13 protein-coding genes are annotated in these 14,787 nt (G+C 71.7%); 9 read left to right on the top strand and 4 right to left on the bottom strand.

Features of this window, described 5'->3' with window-relative positions:
• Together D1J63_RS34615 and D1J63_RS34610 are read left to right on the top strand one after the other, a co-directional pair.
• Positions 1 to 582 carry a sugar O-acetyltransferase gene (locus D1J63_RS34615; RefSeq protein WP_125634458.1) on the top strand — a complete coding sequence of 194 codons (582 nt, stop codon included), beginning with the start codon at positions 1 to 3 and terminating at the stop codon, positions 580 to 582.
• Positions 583 to 592: 10 nt separating this feature from the next.
• Positions 593 to 1,168: a TetR family transcriptional regulator gene (locus D1J63_RS34610; protein WP_125634456.1), complete on the top strand. Its 576-nt coding sequence runs from the start codon at positions 593 to 595 to the stop codon at positions 1,166 to 1,168.
• Positions 1,169 to 1,229: 61 nt separating this feature from the next.
• Here D1J63_RS34610 and D1J63_RS34605 read toward each other — a convergent pair whose 3' ends face one another.
• From D1J63_RS34605 to D1J63_RS34595, 3 genes are all read right to left on the bottom strand, one after another.
• Positions 1,230 to 2,528 carry a YeeE/YedE family protein gene (locus D1J63_RS34605; protein WP_125634454.1) on the bottom strand — a complete coding sequence of 433 codons (1,299 nt, stop codon included), beginning with the start codon at positions 2,526 to 2,528 and terminating at the stop codon, positions 1,230 to 1,232.
• 274 nt (positions 2,529 to 2,802) lie between these two features.
• Positions 2,803 to 4,728 carry a molecular chaperone HtpG gene (htpG, locus tag D1J63_RS34600; RefSeq protein ID WP_125634452.1) on the bottom strand — a complete coding sequence of 642 codons (1,926 nt, stop codon included), beginning with the start codon at positions 4,726 to 4,728 and terminating at the stop codon, positions 2,803 to 2,805.
• An 85-nt stretch (positions 4,729 to 4,813) separates the two neighbouring features.
• Entirely contained in the window at positions 4,814 to 5,353 is a 540-nt protein-coding gene (locus D1J63_RS34595; RefSeq protein WP_125634450.1) for a DUF4303 domain-containing protein, read from the bottom strand.
• Between the two features lie 230 nt (positions 5,354 to 5,583).
• Here D1J63_RS34595 and D1J63_RS34590 point away from each other — a divergent pair, with 230 nt between their 5' ends.
• The 7 genes from D1J63_RS34590 (at position 5,584) to D1J63_RS34560 (ending at position 12,876) form a co-directional block, all read left to right on the top strand.
• Positions 5,584 to 6,459 (top strand): SGNH/GDSL hydrolase family protein, encoded by an 876-nt coding sequence (locus D1J63_RS34590; RefSeq protein WP_125634448.1) that lies wholly within the window; start codon positions 5,584 to 5,586, stop codon positions 6,457 to 6,459.
• Positions 6,460 to 6,487: 28 nt separating this feature from the next.
• Positions 6,488 to 7,444 carry a helix-turn-helix domain-containing protein gene (locus tag D1J63_RS34585; protein WP_102930021.1) on the top strand — a complete coding sequence of 319 codons (957 nt, stop codon included), beginning with the start codon at positions 6,488 to 6,490 and terminating at the stop codon, positions 7,442 to 7,444.
• 134 nt (positions 7,445 to 7,578) lie between these two features.
• Positions 7,579 to 8,577, top strand: coding sequence for a type I glyceraldehyde-3-phosphate dehydrogenase (gap, locus tag D1J63_RS34580; RefSeq protein WP_102930020.1), 999 nt, complete (start codon positions 7,579 to 7,581; stop codon positions 8,575 to 8,577).
• A 49-nt stretch (positions 8,578 to 8,626) separates the two neighbouring features.
• Positions 8,627 to 9,124, top strand: a complete 498-nt coding sequence (locus D1J63_RS34575; protein WP_125634446.1) for a peptidylprolyl isomerase — start codon at positions 8,627 to 8,629, stop codon at positions 9,122 to 9,124.
• 152 nt (positions 9,125 to 9,276) lie between these two features.
• Positions 9,277 to 10,755 (top strand): glutamate-cysteine ligase family protein, encoded by a 1,479-nt coding sequence (locus D1J63_RS34570; protein WP_125634444.1) that lies wholly within the window; start codon positions 9,277 to 9,279, stop codon positions 10,753 to 10,755.
• Positions 10,756 to 10,793: 38 nt separating this feature from the next.
• The gene (locus D1J63_RS34565; protein ID WP_102930017.1) at positions 10,794 to 11,627 is read left to right on the top strand and encodes a class II glutamine amidotransferase; all 834 of its coding nucleotides are present in this window, start codon (positions 10,794 to 10,796) and stop codon (positions 11,625 to 11,627) included.
• Between the two features lie 310 nt (positions 11,628 to 11,937).
• Complete coding sequence (locus tag D1J63_RS34560) at positions 11,938 to 12,876, top strand: TauD/TfdA family dioxygenase (RefSeq protein WP_125634442.1); 939 nt, start codon at positions 11,938 to 11,940, stop codon at positions 12,874 to 12,876.
• 55 nt (positions 12,877 to 12,931) lie between these two features.
• Here D1J63_RS34560 and D1J63_RS34555 read toward each other — a convergent pair whose 3' ends face one another.
• On the bottom strand, positions 12,932 to 14,752 hold the full coding sequence (locus D1J63_RS34555; RefSeq protein WP_125634440.1) for a sugar-binding domain-containing protein: 1,821 nt from the start codon (positions 14,750 to 14,752) through the stop codon (positions 12,932 to 12,934).
• Positions 14,753 to 14,787: the final 35 nt, after the last annotated feature.

Here is a 14,787-nt window from a genome sequence, read left to right as displayed (position 1 = left end):
ATGCCGACGGACCACTTCGCGGGCGACTCCCGCACCAACCTCGAACGCATGCTGGCGGGCGACCTCTACATCGCCGACGATCCGGAGATCGCCCGCAGGCAGCAGCAGGCCGTGCGGCTGGCCGCCCGCTACCAGGCGGCGTACGCGGAGGACGCGGAGGCCGCGCGGCCGCTCCTCGCCGAACTGCTCGGCTCCCTGGGCACCGAGGCCCACGTACGGCCGCCGTTGTACGTCGACTACGGCAGCAACATCAGCATCGGGGCGCGCACCTTCGTCAACTACAACCTGACGGCACTGGACGTCGCGGCGATCACCATCGGCGAGGACTGCCAGATCGGTCCGAACGTCCAGTTGCTCACCCCCACGCACCCCCTGGAGCCCGGGCCCCGGCGGGACAAGCTGGAGGCCGCCCGGCCCATCGTCATCGGCGACAACGTCTGGCTCGGCGGGGGCGCGATCGTGCTGCCGGGCGTGACCGTCGGGGACAACGCCGTGATCGGCGCCGGCGCGGTGGTCACGAAGGACGTGCCGGCGAACGTCGTGGCCGTCGGCAACCCTGCCCGGCCGGTGCGGAACGTGTAAGTCTGCTCCCATGGCAACCGGACACACGGACCCGCAGCGGCGCGAACGCATCCTCGCGGCCACCCTCGACCTGATCGCCGAGGAGGGCATCGCGCGCGTCTCCCACCGGAGGATCGCGCAGCGCGCGGGGGTACCGCTCGGCTCGATGACGTACCACTTCAGCGGCATCGAGCAGCTGCTGCGCGAGGCGTTCGGCCGCTTCACCGACCACATCGTCGCGGTCTTCGACGAACACCTCGGCGCCGCGGCCGACCGCGACCAGGCCCGGGAGGCGGTGGCCGACCTCGTGCACGAGCTGTCCGAGGACAGCCAGCGGGACCTGGTGCTCACCCAGGAGCTGTACACCCTCGCCGCGCGGCAGCCGGCCTACCGGGAGCTGACCCACGAGTGGATGCGCCGCAGCCGCGTCCATCTGGAGAAGCACTTCGACCCGGACACGGCCCGCCAGCTCGACGCGCTCATCGAGGGCCTGACGCTGCACCGCGCCCTGGCCCGTGAGCCGCACGGCCGAGCCCTGACCCTGGAGGCCATCGCCCGGGTCACCGCGACGGAGCGGCGCGCGCCGCAGGGAAGCGGCACTCCTTAGCGGCGCCCTCAGCGGCCCGTGCGGCGCAGGCCTGACCCCTGTGCCGCACGGGCATCCCCCGTCAGCAGACGCCGTCGCCCGGCTTGGGGTTGCCCAGCCCGAACAGCGGCCGCAGCCTGAGGCCCACCCAGGTGCCGGCCAGCGCGAAGGCGCCCCACAGCCAGCCGCTGAGGCTGCCGGAGGCGATGCCCGCCAGGTAGGCGCCGATGTTGCAGCCGCCGGCCAGCCGGGCGCCGACGCCCATCAGTACACCGCCGAGCACGGCCGCGACCGCGGTGCGCCAGGGGATGCCCCGGTGCAGCGCCCAGGTGCCGCCGAGCGAGGCGGCGACGGCCGCGCCGATCATGATGCCGATGTCGGTGAGGCTGGTCTTGTCGGCGAGCACCGGGCCGGCCAGCATCTCGGCGTTGCCGGGCCGCTGCCACCAGGTCCAGTTCTCCGGGTGACCGCCGAGCGCGCCCACCAGCTCCGAGCCCCACAGGCTGAAGGCGCTGGTGACCCCCCAGGCACCGCCGGAGACCAGCAGGACGCCCGCGCCGAGCGCGGCCAGCGCCAGGGCACCGACGGCCAGCGGCCAGGAACCGCGGACGGCGCGGACCAGGGCCCGGCGCGCCGAGGGCACGGCACCCAGCGGCGGCGGGTTGCGGCGGGCCTGGACGCGGCGGCTGACCAGCACCACGGCGAGCAGCGCGGCGACGGTCACGCCCCAGGAGCCGAACCAGCCGATGTGCTCGGACAGCACGACGGGCTCCCAGGCGGGGAGGTCCTTCCACAGGTCGAACTGCCAGGCGGCCAGCGTGGCGCCGGCGACGAAGCCGCCGAGCGTCAGCACGATCGAGGTCTGTCCCGAGCCGACCGCGAAGAGGGTGCCCGAGGCGCAGGCCCCGCCGAGCTGCATGCCGATGGCGAAGAGGGCCGAACCGGCGAACAGGCCGACGCCGATCGGTCCGGCGGACGGCGCCGGCTGGGAGCCGAACAGTCCGGTCCCCGTGCCGATGAGCAGTGCGAACAGGGTGGCCGTGGTGCCGAGAAGCAGGGCGTGTGCCCGCAGCCCGGTCCCGTTGCCGACGGCGACCAGCTGCCGCCAGGCGGAGGTGAAGCCGAACCGGGAGTGGAAGAGGGCGACGCCCAGGCCGAGGCCCAGCAGGAGCAGCACACCGGGCTTGGCACCGTGCGCGGACCAGACGTACGCGGTGAGGGCGGCGGCGAGCAGCCCGGACACGGCGAGCGGCGTCCGCCGCACCGGGGGCAGGGGCGGCGCCTCGGGACGTCGCGAGGAGGTGGGCGAGGGGGCGAACAGCGGGGTGGACGCGCGCGGCGGCGCGGCCGGGGCGGACCCGGCCGGGGGTGCGGTGGTCACGGACGAATCTCCGGAGTGGTGTGCACGGGGACGGCGGACGCGGACGGACCGGCGGCGCGGGGAGCGCGGCCGGTCCGGGAGGTCAGCGGCGACAGAGGCCGTCGTCGACGCACCACGCCGAGCACGCGAAGAGCGCGAGGCACAGCAGCGGAGCCGATGCATACATGCGTACGAATATACGGAAGAGGCCGCTCCGGATGCCACGCCGTCTCGCCATGCGGATGACGGACGGCGCGGCATCCGGGCCCTGCCGGAGCCGCGTCCTTCCGGCCGGTTACAGGGTGCGCTCCAGGCGGTCCGCCATCAGCTGCACGAACCGGGCGGGCTCCTTGGGCCGGCCGCCCTCGGCGAGCACCGCGAGGGCGTGCAGCAGTTCGGCGGTCTCCGTGAGCTCCGCGCGGTCCCGCTGGTCGGTCCAGGCCCGGTTCAGGGTCTTCACCAGCTGGTGCTCCGGGTTGAGTTCGAGGATGCGCTTGGCGCTGGGCACCTCCTGCCCCATCGCCCGGTACATGTTCTCCAGGGCCGGCGTCAGCTCACCGGCGTCGGAGACGACGCAGGCCGGCGAGACGGTGAGGCGGGAGGAGAGGCGGACCTCCTTGACGTCCTCGCCCAGGTGCTCGGTCATCCAGCCGAGCAGCCCGGCGTACTCCTCGCCCTGCTTCTCCTTCTCGGCGTCGCTCTTGTCGTCCTCGGTGCCGGAGAGGTCGATCTCGCCCTTGGCCACCGAGCGCAGCGTCCTGCCCTCGTACTCCCCCACCGCGTCGACCCAGACCTCGTCGACGGCGTCGGTGAGCAGGAGGACCTCGACGCCCTTGGCCCGGAACGCCTCCATGTGCGGGGAGTTCTCGAGGGCCGTACGGGACTCGCCCGTCATGTAGTAGATGTCGTCCTGCCCGTCCTTCATCCGCTCCACGTAGTCCTTGAGCGAGGTGGGCTCGTCGGCGTCGTGGGTGGAGGCGAACGAACAGGCGGCGAGGATCGCGTCCCGGTTGTCGGAGTCGGTGACCAGGCCTTCCTTCAGCACCGCGCCGAACTCGCGCCAGAACGTGGCGTAGCGGTCCGGCGCCGACGTCCTGAGGTCCTTGACCGTCGAGAGGACCTTCTTCGTCAGGCGACGCTGGATCATGCGGATGTGACGGTCCTGCTGGAGGATCTCGCGGGAGACGTTGAGCGAGAGGTCCTGCGCGTCGACCACGCCCTTGACGAAACGGAGGTAGGGCGGCAGCAGTTCCTCGCAGTCGTCCATGATGAAGACGCGCTTCACGTAGAGCTGGACGCCGCGCTGGTAGCCCTGGGTGAACAGGTCGTGCGGGGCGTGCGAGGGCACGAAAAGCAGGGCCTGGTACTCGAAGGTGCCCTCCGCCTGGAGCCGGATCGTCTCCAGCGGGTCGCGCCAGTCGTGGGCGATGTGCTTGTACAGCTCGTGGTACTCGTCGTCGGACACCTCGTCGCGCGGGCGCGCCCACAGGGCCTTCATCGAGTTGAGCGTCTCGGCCTCGCGGGCCTCGGCGCCGTCGCCGTCCTCACCCGGTTCCGGCAGCAGGCGGACCGGCCAGGTGATGAAGTCCGAGTACCGCTTGACGATCTCCTTGATCTTCCAGGTGGAGGTGTAGTCGTGCAGCTGGTTCTCGGCGTCGGCCGGCTTGAGGTGCAGGGTGACCGCGGTGCCCTGCGGGGCCTCGGGAATCCGCTCCAGGGTGTACGTGCCCTCGCCCCGCGAGGTCCAGCGGGTGCCCTCGGTCTCGCCGGCGTGCCGGGTGACCAGGGTGACCTCGTCCGCGACCATGAAGCCCGAGTAGAAGCCGACGCCGAACTGGCCGATGAGCCCGTCGGCCCCGGCCCCGTCGCCGTTCCCGTCCCCGTCCTTGGACTCGCGCAGCTCCTGCAGGAACTTGGCGGTGCCCGAGTTGGCGATCGTGCCGATCAGCCGGGTGACCTCGTCGTACGACATGCCGATGCCGTTGTCCCGCACGGTCAGCGTGCGGGCGTCCTTGTCGACCTCCAACTCGATGTGCAGGTCGCTCACATCGGCGCCGGGGGCGTCGTCGCGGAGGGCGGCGAGGCGCAGCTTGTCCAGCGCGTCGGAGGCGTTGGAGACGAGCTCGCGCAGGAAGACATCCTTGTTCGAGTAGACGGAGTGAATCATCAGCTGGAGCAGCTGACGCGCCTCTACCTGGAACTCAAACGTTTCGGTCGTCATGGCTGGTGAGTACCTCACAGGTCCGTCGTGCGACTGGCGGAAGTCACTCTAAAACAGCCCCGGCCCGCCCACAGGCGTCCTTCGGTCAGACCTCCTGGGGTTCGGCGGCCTCGGCCCGCCAGTCGGCCAGGGCCGCGGGCGGGTTCAATCGCAGCGCACGCTCGTCGTTGCCCGGCTCGGACGGCACCTCGACCGTGACCACGACCGCGTCGCGGTCGCGGCCCCTGCCGAACAGGCCCTCGGCGTCCAGCCGGGCCACGGCCGTCTCCATCGCCCGCAGGCGCAGCTCGAACTCCGCGTCCGCCGCGTCGTCCGGCAGGTCGAAGAGGTCTCCCCGGGCGGCGAAGAGGGGCCGGACCGGCGCCAGGTGCTCTTCGCCGTAGCAGCAGAACGGGGAGTCAGCGTACGACCACTTGAGGTCGAGGGGCGCGCAGCCCTGCCGCTCCGACTCCGCCGCCAGGGCCTGGTGGGACCAGGCGGACAGCGCGGGTCCGTAGGCCTCACCGGAGGTCACGAGCGTGACGTAGTAGAACCGGTGACCGGGGTGGCCCCGGAACAGGTCGAGGAGGGCTGCGCGGGTCGCGCGGTGGACGGCATCGGCGAGTTCGGACTCGGTCGGTGGCATGGCGGCGGCTCCGGCGACGGAAGGGCGAAAGGGGCTGTGGAGTCCGGCGAGCATAGCGACGGGCACCGACAGCGCGGCTCGGGGCCGGTCCGTGCCCCGCCCACCTGCGACTCGGCGACTGCGAGAAGTTCCGTCAACAACGTTGACTTGCAGTCAACGGCACTGCACATTACTTAAAAGTAGAACCGCTCGGTAACTCCGCTCCCGCCCTCCCGAAGAAGAGAGAGCACATGCCGAAGCACGCCCTTCGCCGTGTCATGGCCGCGACAACCGCCGCCGTCGGCGCCCTCGCCCTCGGCCTCACGGACGCCACCGCGCACGCCACGCCCGCCACCCTCGACTACGTGGCTCTCGGCGACAGTTACAGCGCCGGATCGGGCGTCCTGCCCATCGACCTCACCAACCTGATCTGTCTGCGCTCGACGGCCAACTACCCCCACGTCATCGCGGACGCGACGGGCGCCCGGCTCAAGGACGTCACCTGCGGCGCCGCCCGGACGGCCGACTTCGCGCAGGCCCAGTACCCGGGCGTGGCCCCGCAGTTGGACGCGCTCAGCAGCGGCACGGACCTGGTCACGCTCACCATCGGCGGCAACGACAACAACACGTTCATCAACGCCATCACGGCCTGCGGCACGGCGGGCGTCCTCAGCGGCGGGCAGGGCAGCCCCTGCAAGGACAAGTACGGCACGTCCTTCGAGGACGAGATCGAGGCCAACACGTACCCCGCGCTCAAGGCCGCGCTGCGCGACGTCGGCGCCAGGGCGCCCCACGCCCGGGTGGCGGCCCTCGGCTACCCGTGGATCACACCGGCCACCGCCGACCCGTCCTGTTTCCTGCGGCTGCCCGTCGCCGCGGACGACGTGCCCTACCTGCGGGACATCCAGGCGCACCTCAACGACGCGGTCCGGCGTGCCGCCGAGGAGACCGGCGCCACGTACGTCGACTTCTCCGGCGTCTCCGACGGTCACGACGCCTGCGAGGCCCCCGGCACCCGCTGGATCGAACCGCTGCTGTTCGGCAGCAACGTCGTTCCCGTCCACCCCAACGCCCTCGGCGAGCGGCGGATGGCCGAGCACACGATGAGCGTCCTCGGGCTGAGCTGACCGCCGTACTCCCCCGTACGCTTCTGCCGTGTGCTCCTCCCGCCTGCGCCGCGTCGCCGTCCTCGTGCTCGAAGGGGCGAAACCCCTCGACGTCGGCATCCCGGCGCAGGTCTTCACGACGCGCGCGAGCATGCCGTACGAGGTGCGGGTGTGCGGCGCGGCTCCCGGCCTGGTGACCGGCGGGGACGGCCTGTCGTACCACGTCGCCCACGGTCTGGAGGCCCTGGACTGGGCCGACGTGGTCTTCCTGCCCGGTTACCGGTCGCCCGACGTCGACGACCCGCCGCCGGCCGTGGTCGAGGCGCTGACGGCGGCCCACGACCGGGGCGCCCGGCTCGCCGCCATCTCCACCGGCGCCTTCGCGCTGGCCGCCACCGGCCTGCTCGACGGCAGGCGGGCCACCACGCACTGGCACTACACGCGGGCGCTCGCGGCGAAGCATCCCCGGGTCCGGGTCGACGAGAACGTGCTGTTCGTGGACGAGGGCAGCGTCCTGACCTCGGCGGGCGCCGCCTCCGGCATCGACCTGTGCCTGCACATCCTGCGCGGCGACCTCGGGGTGGCCGCGTCCAACCACGCGGCCCGGCGCCTGGTGGCGGCCCCCTACCGCAGCGGCGGTCAGGCCCAGTACGTGCCGCGCAGCGTGCCCGAGCCCCTGGGCGAGCGGTTCGCCGCCACCCGCGAGTGGGCGCTGCGCCGGCTGGACGAGCCGCTCACCCTGGAGGCACTGGCCCGGCACGCGGCCGTGTCGGCACGCACCCTCTCCCGGCGCTTCGTCGAGGACACCGGGTACACACCGATGCAGTGGATCATGCGCGCCCGTATCGACATGGCCCGCGAGCTGCTCGAACGCTCGGAGCGCGGGGTCGAGCAGATCGCCGCCGACGTCGGGCTCGGCACCGGTGCGAATCTGCGGCTGCACTTCCAGCGCATCCTCGGCACCACTCCCAGCGAGTACCGGCGCACCTTCGCCCGGGGCGAGTAGCCGGGCGCCGCCGCCCCGTCACGGGTCTGGCGCGATCCTTGCGAACCATGGCTCTCGCGCCGCTGCCACGCCCCTACGTCCTGCGCGAGCCTGAGGGGGAAGGACCTGGTGGCGAACGAAGGGACACACCACTCATGACTCGCATCGGCATCAACGGCTTCGGCCGCATCGGCCGCAACGTGCTGCGGGCGCTGCTGGAGCGCGACACGAAGCTGGAGGTCGTCGCCGTCAACGACCTCACGGAGCCCGCCACCCTGGCCCGTCTGCTCGCCTTCGACTCGACCGCCGGCCGGCTCGGCCGTCCGGTGACCGTCGACGGGGACACCCTGGTCGTGGACGGTCACCGCATCAAGGTGCTCGCCGAGCGCGAGCCGGCCCGGCTGCCCTGGGCCGAGCTGGGCGTCGACATCGTGCTGGAGTCGACCGGCCGTTTCACCTCGGCCGAGGCGGCCCGCGCCCACCTCACCGCGGGCGCGCGCAAGGTCCTGGTCAGCGCCCCGTCGAGCGGTGCGGACGTGACGCTCGCCTACGGCGTGAACACGGACGCCTACGACCCGGCCGCCCACACGATCGTCTCCAACGCGTCCTGCACCACCAACGCCCTCGCGCCGCTCGCCGCTGTGCTCGACGAGCTGGCCGGCATCGAGCACGGCTTCATGACGACGGTGCACGCCTACACGCAGGAGCAGAACCTCCAGGACGGCCCGCACCGCGACGCGCGCCGCGCCCGCGCCGCCGGGGTGAACATCGTGCCGACCACGACGGGCGCCGCCAAGGCGATCGGCCTCGTGCTGCCGGGCCTGGACGGCAAGCTCTCGGGCGACTCGATCCGCGTGCCGGTCCCGGTGGGCTCGATCGTCGAGCTGAACACGACCGTCGCCCGCGACGTGACCCGCGAGGACGTCCTGGCCGCCTACCGCGCCGCCGCCGAGGGGCCGCTCGCCGGTGTGCTGGAGTACTCGGAGGACCCGCTGGTCTCCTCCGACATCACCGGCAACCCGGCCTCGTCGATCTTCGACTCGGCCCTGACCCGCGTCGACGGCCGGCACGTCAAGGTGGTCGCCTGGTACGACAACGAGTGGGGCTTCTCCAACCGCGTGATCGACACCCTCGGACTGCTCGCCACGCGCTGAACGGGCAGCCGATTCGGCATCACCGGGGGTCACACGCAACAATGGTGCGATGAGCAATTCCAAGATTTACTTCGACATCGACATCGACAAGCAGGACGCGGGCCGCATCGTCTTCGAGCTCTTCGAGGACGTCACCCCCAAGACCGCCAAGAACTTCATTGAGCTGGCCACCGGCGAGCACGGCTTCGGCTACGCGGGTTCCAAGTTCCACCGCGTGATCCCGGACTTCATGCTCCAGGGCGGCGACTTCACCGCGGGCAACGGCACCGGGGGCAAGAGCATCTACGGCGAGAAGTTCGCGGACGAGAACTTCCAGCTGAAGCACACCACCCCGGGTCTGCTCTCGATGGCCAACGCGGGTCCGAACACCAACGGCTCGCAGTTCTTCATCACCACGGTTCCCACCCCCTGGCTGGACGGCAAGCACGTCGTCTTCGGCAAGGTCGTCGAGGGCATGGACGTGGTGAAGAAGATCGAGGGCTACGGTTCCTCGCCGGCGGGCAAGACCTCCAAGGTGATCACGGTGCGCGCCTCCGGCAAGCTGTAAGGCCTGATCAGCCCCATTGAGGGGCGGAACCGACGGGGGTCCGCCGCACACGGTGCGGTGGGCCCCCGTTCCCGTCCCGTCTGGTGGGGTGCGCCGGGTGGTGCGACGCTGGGGTGGAGGAGCGTCCGAGGAAGGCAACCCCGGGAGGACCGATGGGACGGGACGTCCCGGCGCTGGTCTTCACCCGCGAGGACCGCCGCCGGTACCGGATCAAGATGCAGGAGTGCCTGGAGGCCTTCGCGCAGATGCTGCGCGAGTCCCGGTTCGAGACCGAGCGGCCCCAGGTCGGCCTGGAGATCGAGCTGAACCTGGTCGACGACCGGGGCGAACCCGCCATGCGCAACAGCGACGCCCTCGAAGCGATCGCGGACCCGGCCTGGTCCACCGAGCTGGGCCGGTTCAACCTGGAGATCAACATCCCGCCCCGGCAGCTGACGGCGGGCGGTCCCGACGCCTGGGAGACCGAGATCCGCGCCGCCCTGAACCACGCCGAGGACCGCGCCGCGTCGGTCGGTGCCCACCTGATCATGGTCGGCACCCTGCCCACGCTGCGCCAGTCCGACGTGGGCGAGGCGGCCCTGTCGGAGAACCCGCGCTACCGGCTGCTCAACGACCAGGTGTTCGCGGCCCGGGGCGAGGACCTGCACATCGAGGTGGACGGCGTCGACCGTCTGCGGACCTACGCGGACACCATCACGCCGGAGGCGGCGTGCACCAGCACGCAGTTCCACCTCCAGGTCGCCCCGGAGGAGTTCCCCGACTACTGGAACGCCGCCCAGGCCATCGCCGGCGTCCAGGTCGCCCTGGCCGCCAACTCGCCGTTCCTGCTGGGCAAGGAGCTGTGGCACGAGAGCCGCATCCCCTTGTTCGAACAGGCCACCGACACCCGGCCGCAGGAGATCAAGGCCCAGGGGGTCAGGCCGCGGGTGTGGTTCGGGGAGCGCTGGATCAACAGCGTCTTCGACCTGTTCGAGGAGAACCTCCGCTACTTCCCGGCGCTGCTGCCGCTGTGCGACGAGCAGGACCCCGCCGAGACCCTCGACCGGGGCGACATCCCGGAACTGGGCGAACTCACCCTCCACAACGGCACCATCTACCGCTGGAACCGGCCCGTCTACGCCGTCGCCCACGACAAGCCGCACGTCCGCGTGGAGAACCGGGTCCTGCCGGCCGGCCCGACCGTCGCCGACACCCTCGCCAACGGCGCCTTCTACTACGGGCTCACCCGCGCCCTGGTGGAGGAGGAGCGGCCGGTGTGGTCGCGGATGTCCTTCTCGGTCGCCGAGGACAACCTGCACACCGCCGCCCGGCACGGCATCGAGGCACATCTGTACTGGCCCGGCGTGGGCGAGGTGACCGTGCCCGAGCTGGTCCTGCGCCGGCTGCTGCCGCTGGCGCACCGGGGGCTGGAGCTGTCGGGCATGGACTCGGCGTGGCGGGAGCCGCTGCTCGGCATCATCGAGCAGCGGTGCGTCACCGGCCGCAACGGCGCGGTCTGGCAGAAGGAGATGTTCCACCACATCGACGCCGGCGCCCGGCCGGGCTGCCACGAGGCGCTGCGCCGGATGACCCAGCAGTACATGGACTACATGCACCTCAACGCCCCGGTCCACACCTGGCCGGTCGACTGACGTCCGGGGCGCCCGGCCACTAGGGAGGCGACGGAGCGATGTGCCGATGGCTCGCCTACTCGGGGACACCCGTACTCCTGGAGACCCTGCTGTACCAGCCCGAGCACTCGCTCATCGACCAGAGCCTGCACGCCCGCATGGGCGTCGAGACGACGAACGGGGACGGCTTCGGAGTCGGCTGGTTCGGGCCGGAGATGACGACGCCCGCGATCGTCCGGGAGGTCGGGCCGGCCTGGAGCAACCGCAACCTGCGGGAGATCGCGAGCCATGTCCGCTCGCCCCTGTTCTTCGCACACATACGGGCCTCGACGGGCAGCCCCGTGCAGCAGACCAACTGCCATCCCTTCCGCCACGGTCGCTGGATGTGGATGCACAACGGCGCCATCGCCGAGTTCCACCGGCTGCGCCGCGACCTCGCGCTGGCCGTCGATCCTCGGCTCTTCCTCGACATCGAGGGATCGACGGACTCGGAGATGATGTTCTACCTGGCGCTCACCCTCGGCCTGGAGAACGACCCTCCCGCGGCCGTGGCCCACATGGCGGGCCTGGTGGAGGAGATCGGCCACGAACACGGCGTGGAGTTCCCACTGCAGATGACGGTCGCCGTGACCGACGGACAGCGGCTGTGGGGCTTCCGCTACTCCAGCCAGGGCCAGTCGCGGTCGCTGTACTACAGCAGCCGGGTGGAGAGCCTGCGCGCGCTGCACCCCGGACTGCCCTTCCTGAAGGAGGCGTCCGACAACAGCCGCCTCATCGTCTCGGAACCGCTGGGCGACCTGCCCGGAGTGTGGAACAAGGTGCCCGAGAGCAGCTACGGCGTCGTCCAGCCGGAGGGCGACGACCTGCGCCCCTTCGTTCCCTGCCACCCCTGACCCCGTTGACAGGAACGAAAGAAGATCACACAATCGGTGGCATGACCACATACCGGTTCGGTACCACCGCGGAGTGTCCCCGCGTGCCCGAGCGCACCGGCTGTGAGCGTTCCGGCCTCTAACGGCCTTCTTCCCACCGACCGTTCGACGCACGTCGCGTCGTAACCCGTCGGACCTCTCTCCGGACCACGGCCCGGAGCACCCTTCACACACCTTCGCGTACCCGGCCACCCGGTGGCGCCTCGCGCGCCGCCGCGCCGGCCGGAGTTCCACGCGTACCCGCAACCCGCTGCCCAAGGGGAGGACTCCCATGACCGTCACGGCCGCCGGCCCGAACACCGTCCTGCGCGAAGCACGCATCCCGGCGGACGGAATGTACGAGGGCCGGCGCATCCTGCGCCGCCTGCCCGACGGGTGGGCGGACCGGCCCTACGCCCACTTCGAGGTCGTCCCGCAGGCCCGCACCATCGGCGCGGAGATCCGCGGCGTCGACCTCTCGCGCCCCCTCACTCCCGCGCTGCGCGAGGAGCTGAACCGCGCCCTGCTGGAGTGGAAGGTGCTGTTCTTCCGGGCGCAGCACCTCACCTCCGGGCAGCAGCGCGACTTCGCCCGCAACTGGGGCGAGTTGGAGACCAACCCCCTGCTCGCCGCCGGCTCCAGCGACGACGTCGTCCGCTTCGACAAGGGCGCCGGCGCCGCACCGACGTACGAGAACGTGTGGCACACCGACGTCACCTTCCGGGAACGGCCCGCGCTCGGTGCGGTGCTCCAGCTGCGCGAGGTGCCGCCGTTCGGCGGGGACACGATGTGGGCGGACATGGCGGCGGCCTACGACAACCTGCCGCAGGAGGTGAAGGACCGCATCGACGGCGCCCGCGCCGTGCACGACTTCATCCCGGGCTTCGCGCGGTTCTACGGCCCCGAGCGGCTGCTGCCGCACCAGGATCTCTTCCCGCCCGTGGAGCACCCGGTCGTGCGCACGCACCCCGAGACGGGGCGGCGCATGCTCTTCGTCAACACGTCCTTCACCACCCACATCACCGGCATGGACCGCGACGAGAGCGACCGGCTGCTGCGCCTCCTCTTCCAGCAGGCGCACGTGCCCGAGTACCAGGTCCGCTGGCGCTGGCAGGCGGGCGACGTCGCCTTCTGGGACAACCGTGCCACCCAGCACTACGCCGTGGGTGACTACGGGACCGAGCGCCGCGTCGCCGAACGCGTCGCCGTCGAGGGCGACCGGCCCTTCTGATCCCGGGCGGGGCCGGCGGCGGAACACCGCCTCCGGCCCCGCACCGGACCGGCCCTCAGTCCTCCGGCTCCTCGATGGCGGCCGGGCGCAGCTGGGCGGCGCGGACGCGGGCGACGTCGAGCTTCTCGCTCCGGTCGAAGCGGTAGATGCCGTTCTGTTCCTGGAAGACGTCGGTCAGCTGGGTGTAGCAGTAGCCGAACATGCCGCGGTCGCCGAGCAGGACCTCGGTGAGGCCGCCGAACCGCTCGTGGAACTCGTCCTCGTTGCGGACGCGTTCGCCGTAGCCCCAGGAGACGGTGCGGTCCTCGCCGGAACGGTCGGCGGCCGCCTCGGGGTCCCACCAGATGCCGCCGAACTCGCTGACGAAGTACGGCTGGCCGCGGTAGGGCTGGGAGTAGGCGGCGCCGCTCTCGTGGGCGTTGACGAACGGCGCGTCCTTGGCGAGGCCGGACATCAACTGCCGGAAGGCGGCGGGGTCCTGCTCGTAGTTGTGGGAGTCGTAGATGTCCGTCTCGGCGACCCGGTGGGCGTAGCCGGACGCGTCGACGACCGGGCGGGTGGTGTCCATCGCCTTGGTGGCGAGGAACATCGCGCGGGTCACGTCGTCGAGCCGGGTGATGCGGTCGTGCAGCTTCTGGTAGGTCTCGTTGAGCGGGCACCAGCCGATGATCGAGGGGTGCGAGTAGTCGCGTTCCAGCGCCTCCAGCCACTGGGCGACGTAGGAGGCGTCGGGCTTCTGGTTGTCGCCCGAGGAGCCGCCGGTCTCGCAGCCCCAGTCGCCGAACTCGCCCCAGACCAGGTAGCCGAGGCGGTCGGCGTGGTGGAGGAAGCGCTCCTCGAAGACCTTCTGGTGCAGCCGGGCCCCGTTGAAGCCGGCCGCCATGGCCAGCTCGATGTCCCGTACCAGGGCCTCGTCGGTGGGCGCCGTCATGAGTCCGTCCGGGTACCAGCCCTGGTCGAGGACGAGGCGCTGGAAGACCGGGCGGCCGTTGAGCAGGACGGCCTTGCCGCGCAGGCCCACGGCGCGCAGTCCGGCGTAGCTCTCGGCGCTGTCGACCACCTGCCCGGCGGCGTCGAGGAGTTCGAGGCGCAGGTCGTACAGGTGGGGGTCGTCCGGGCCCCACTCGCGCCGCCGGTCGTCCGGCACCGGCAGGTGCAGGCGCGGGGCGAGGTCGAGGTCGGCGCGTGCCTCGGCGCGGCTCACCTCGCCGTCGGCGTCGCGGAGGACGGCGCGGACCCGGTGGCCCGGGCGGTTGCCGGACAGGGGCAGTTCGAGGTGGAAGGCGGAGCCGGCCAGGTCGGGGGTGATGCGGGGGCGGCGCAGGTGCGTCTCCGGGACGGGCTCCAGCCAGACGGTCTGCCAGATGCCGGTCACCCGGGTGTAGTTGCAGTCGTGGTTGGCGTACTCGACCGCCTGCTTGCCGCGCGCCTGCGGCCCGGACTTGGGATCGCGGGCGCGCACGGTGATCACGACCTCCTCCCCCGCCCCGGCGATGTCCCCGAGGTCGGCGATGAAGGGCGTGAAGCCGCCGCGGTGCCGGGCGACCTCCTTGCCGTCGGCCCACACGGTGGTGTCGTGGTCGACGGCGCCGAAGTGCAGCAGGACGCGCCGTCCGGCCCAGGCGGCGGGCAGGGTGACGACCCGCCGGTACCAGACGGCCTCCAGGAAGTCGGTGTCGCCGATGCCGGACAGCTCGGACTCGGGCGGGAAGGGGACGAGGATCTCCTCACGCAGCTCGCGGTCGAGCAGACCGCGTTCGAGGCCGCTGTCCCCCCGGTCGGTCTCGAACTGCCAGGCGCCGTTCAGGTTGAGCCAGTCGCGCCGCACGAACTGCGGTCGCGGGTACTCCGGGCGCGGTACGGAGTGAGTGGGCACACATGCTCCAGTCGATCGGTGGGCCGGGCGCGCGA

Source organism: Streptomyces sp. KPB2 (genome assembly GCF_003950055.1).
Taxonomy (GTDB): Bacteria; Actinomycetota; Actinomycetes; order Streptomycetales; family Streptomycetaceae; genus Streptomyces; species Streptomyces salinarius.
Note: the sequence above shows the minus strand (reverse complement) of the source record. Positions and strands in the feature narration are given on the sequence as shown.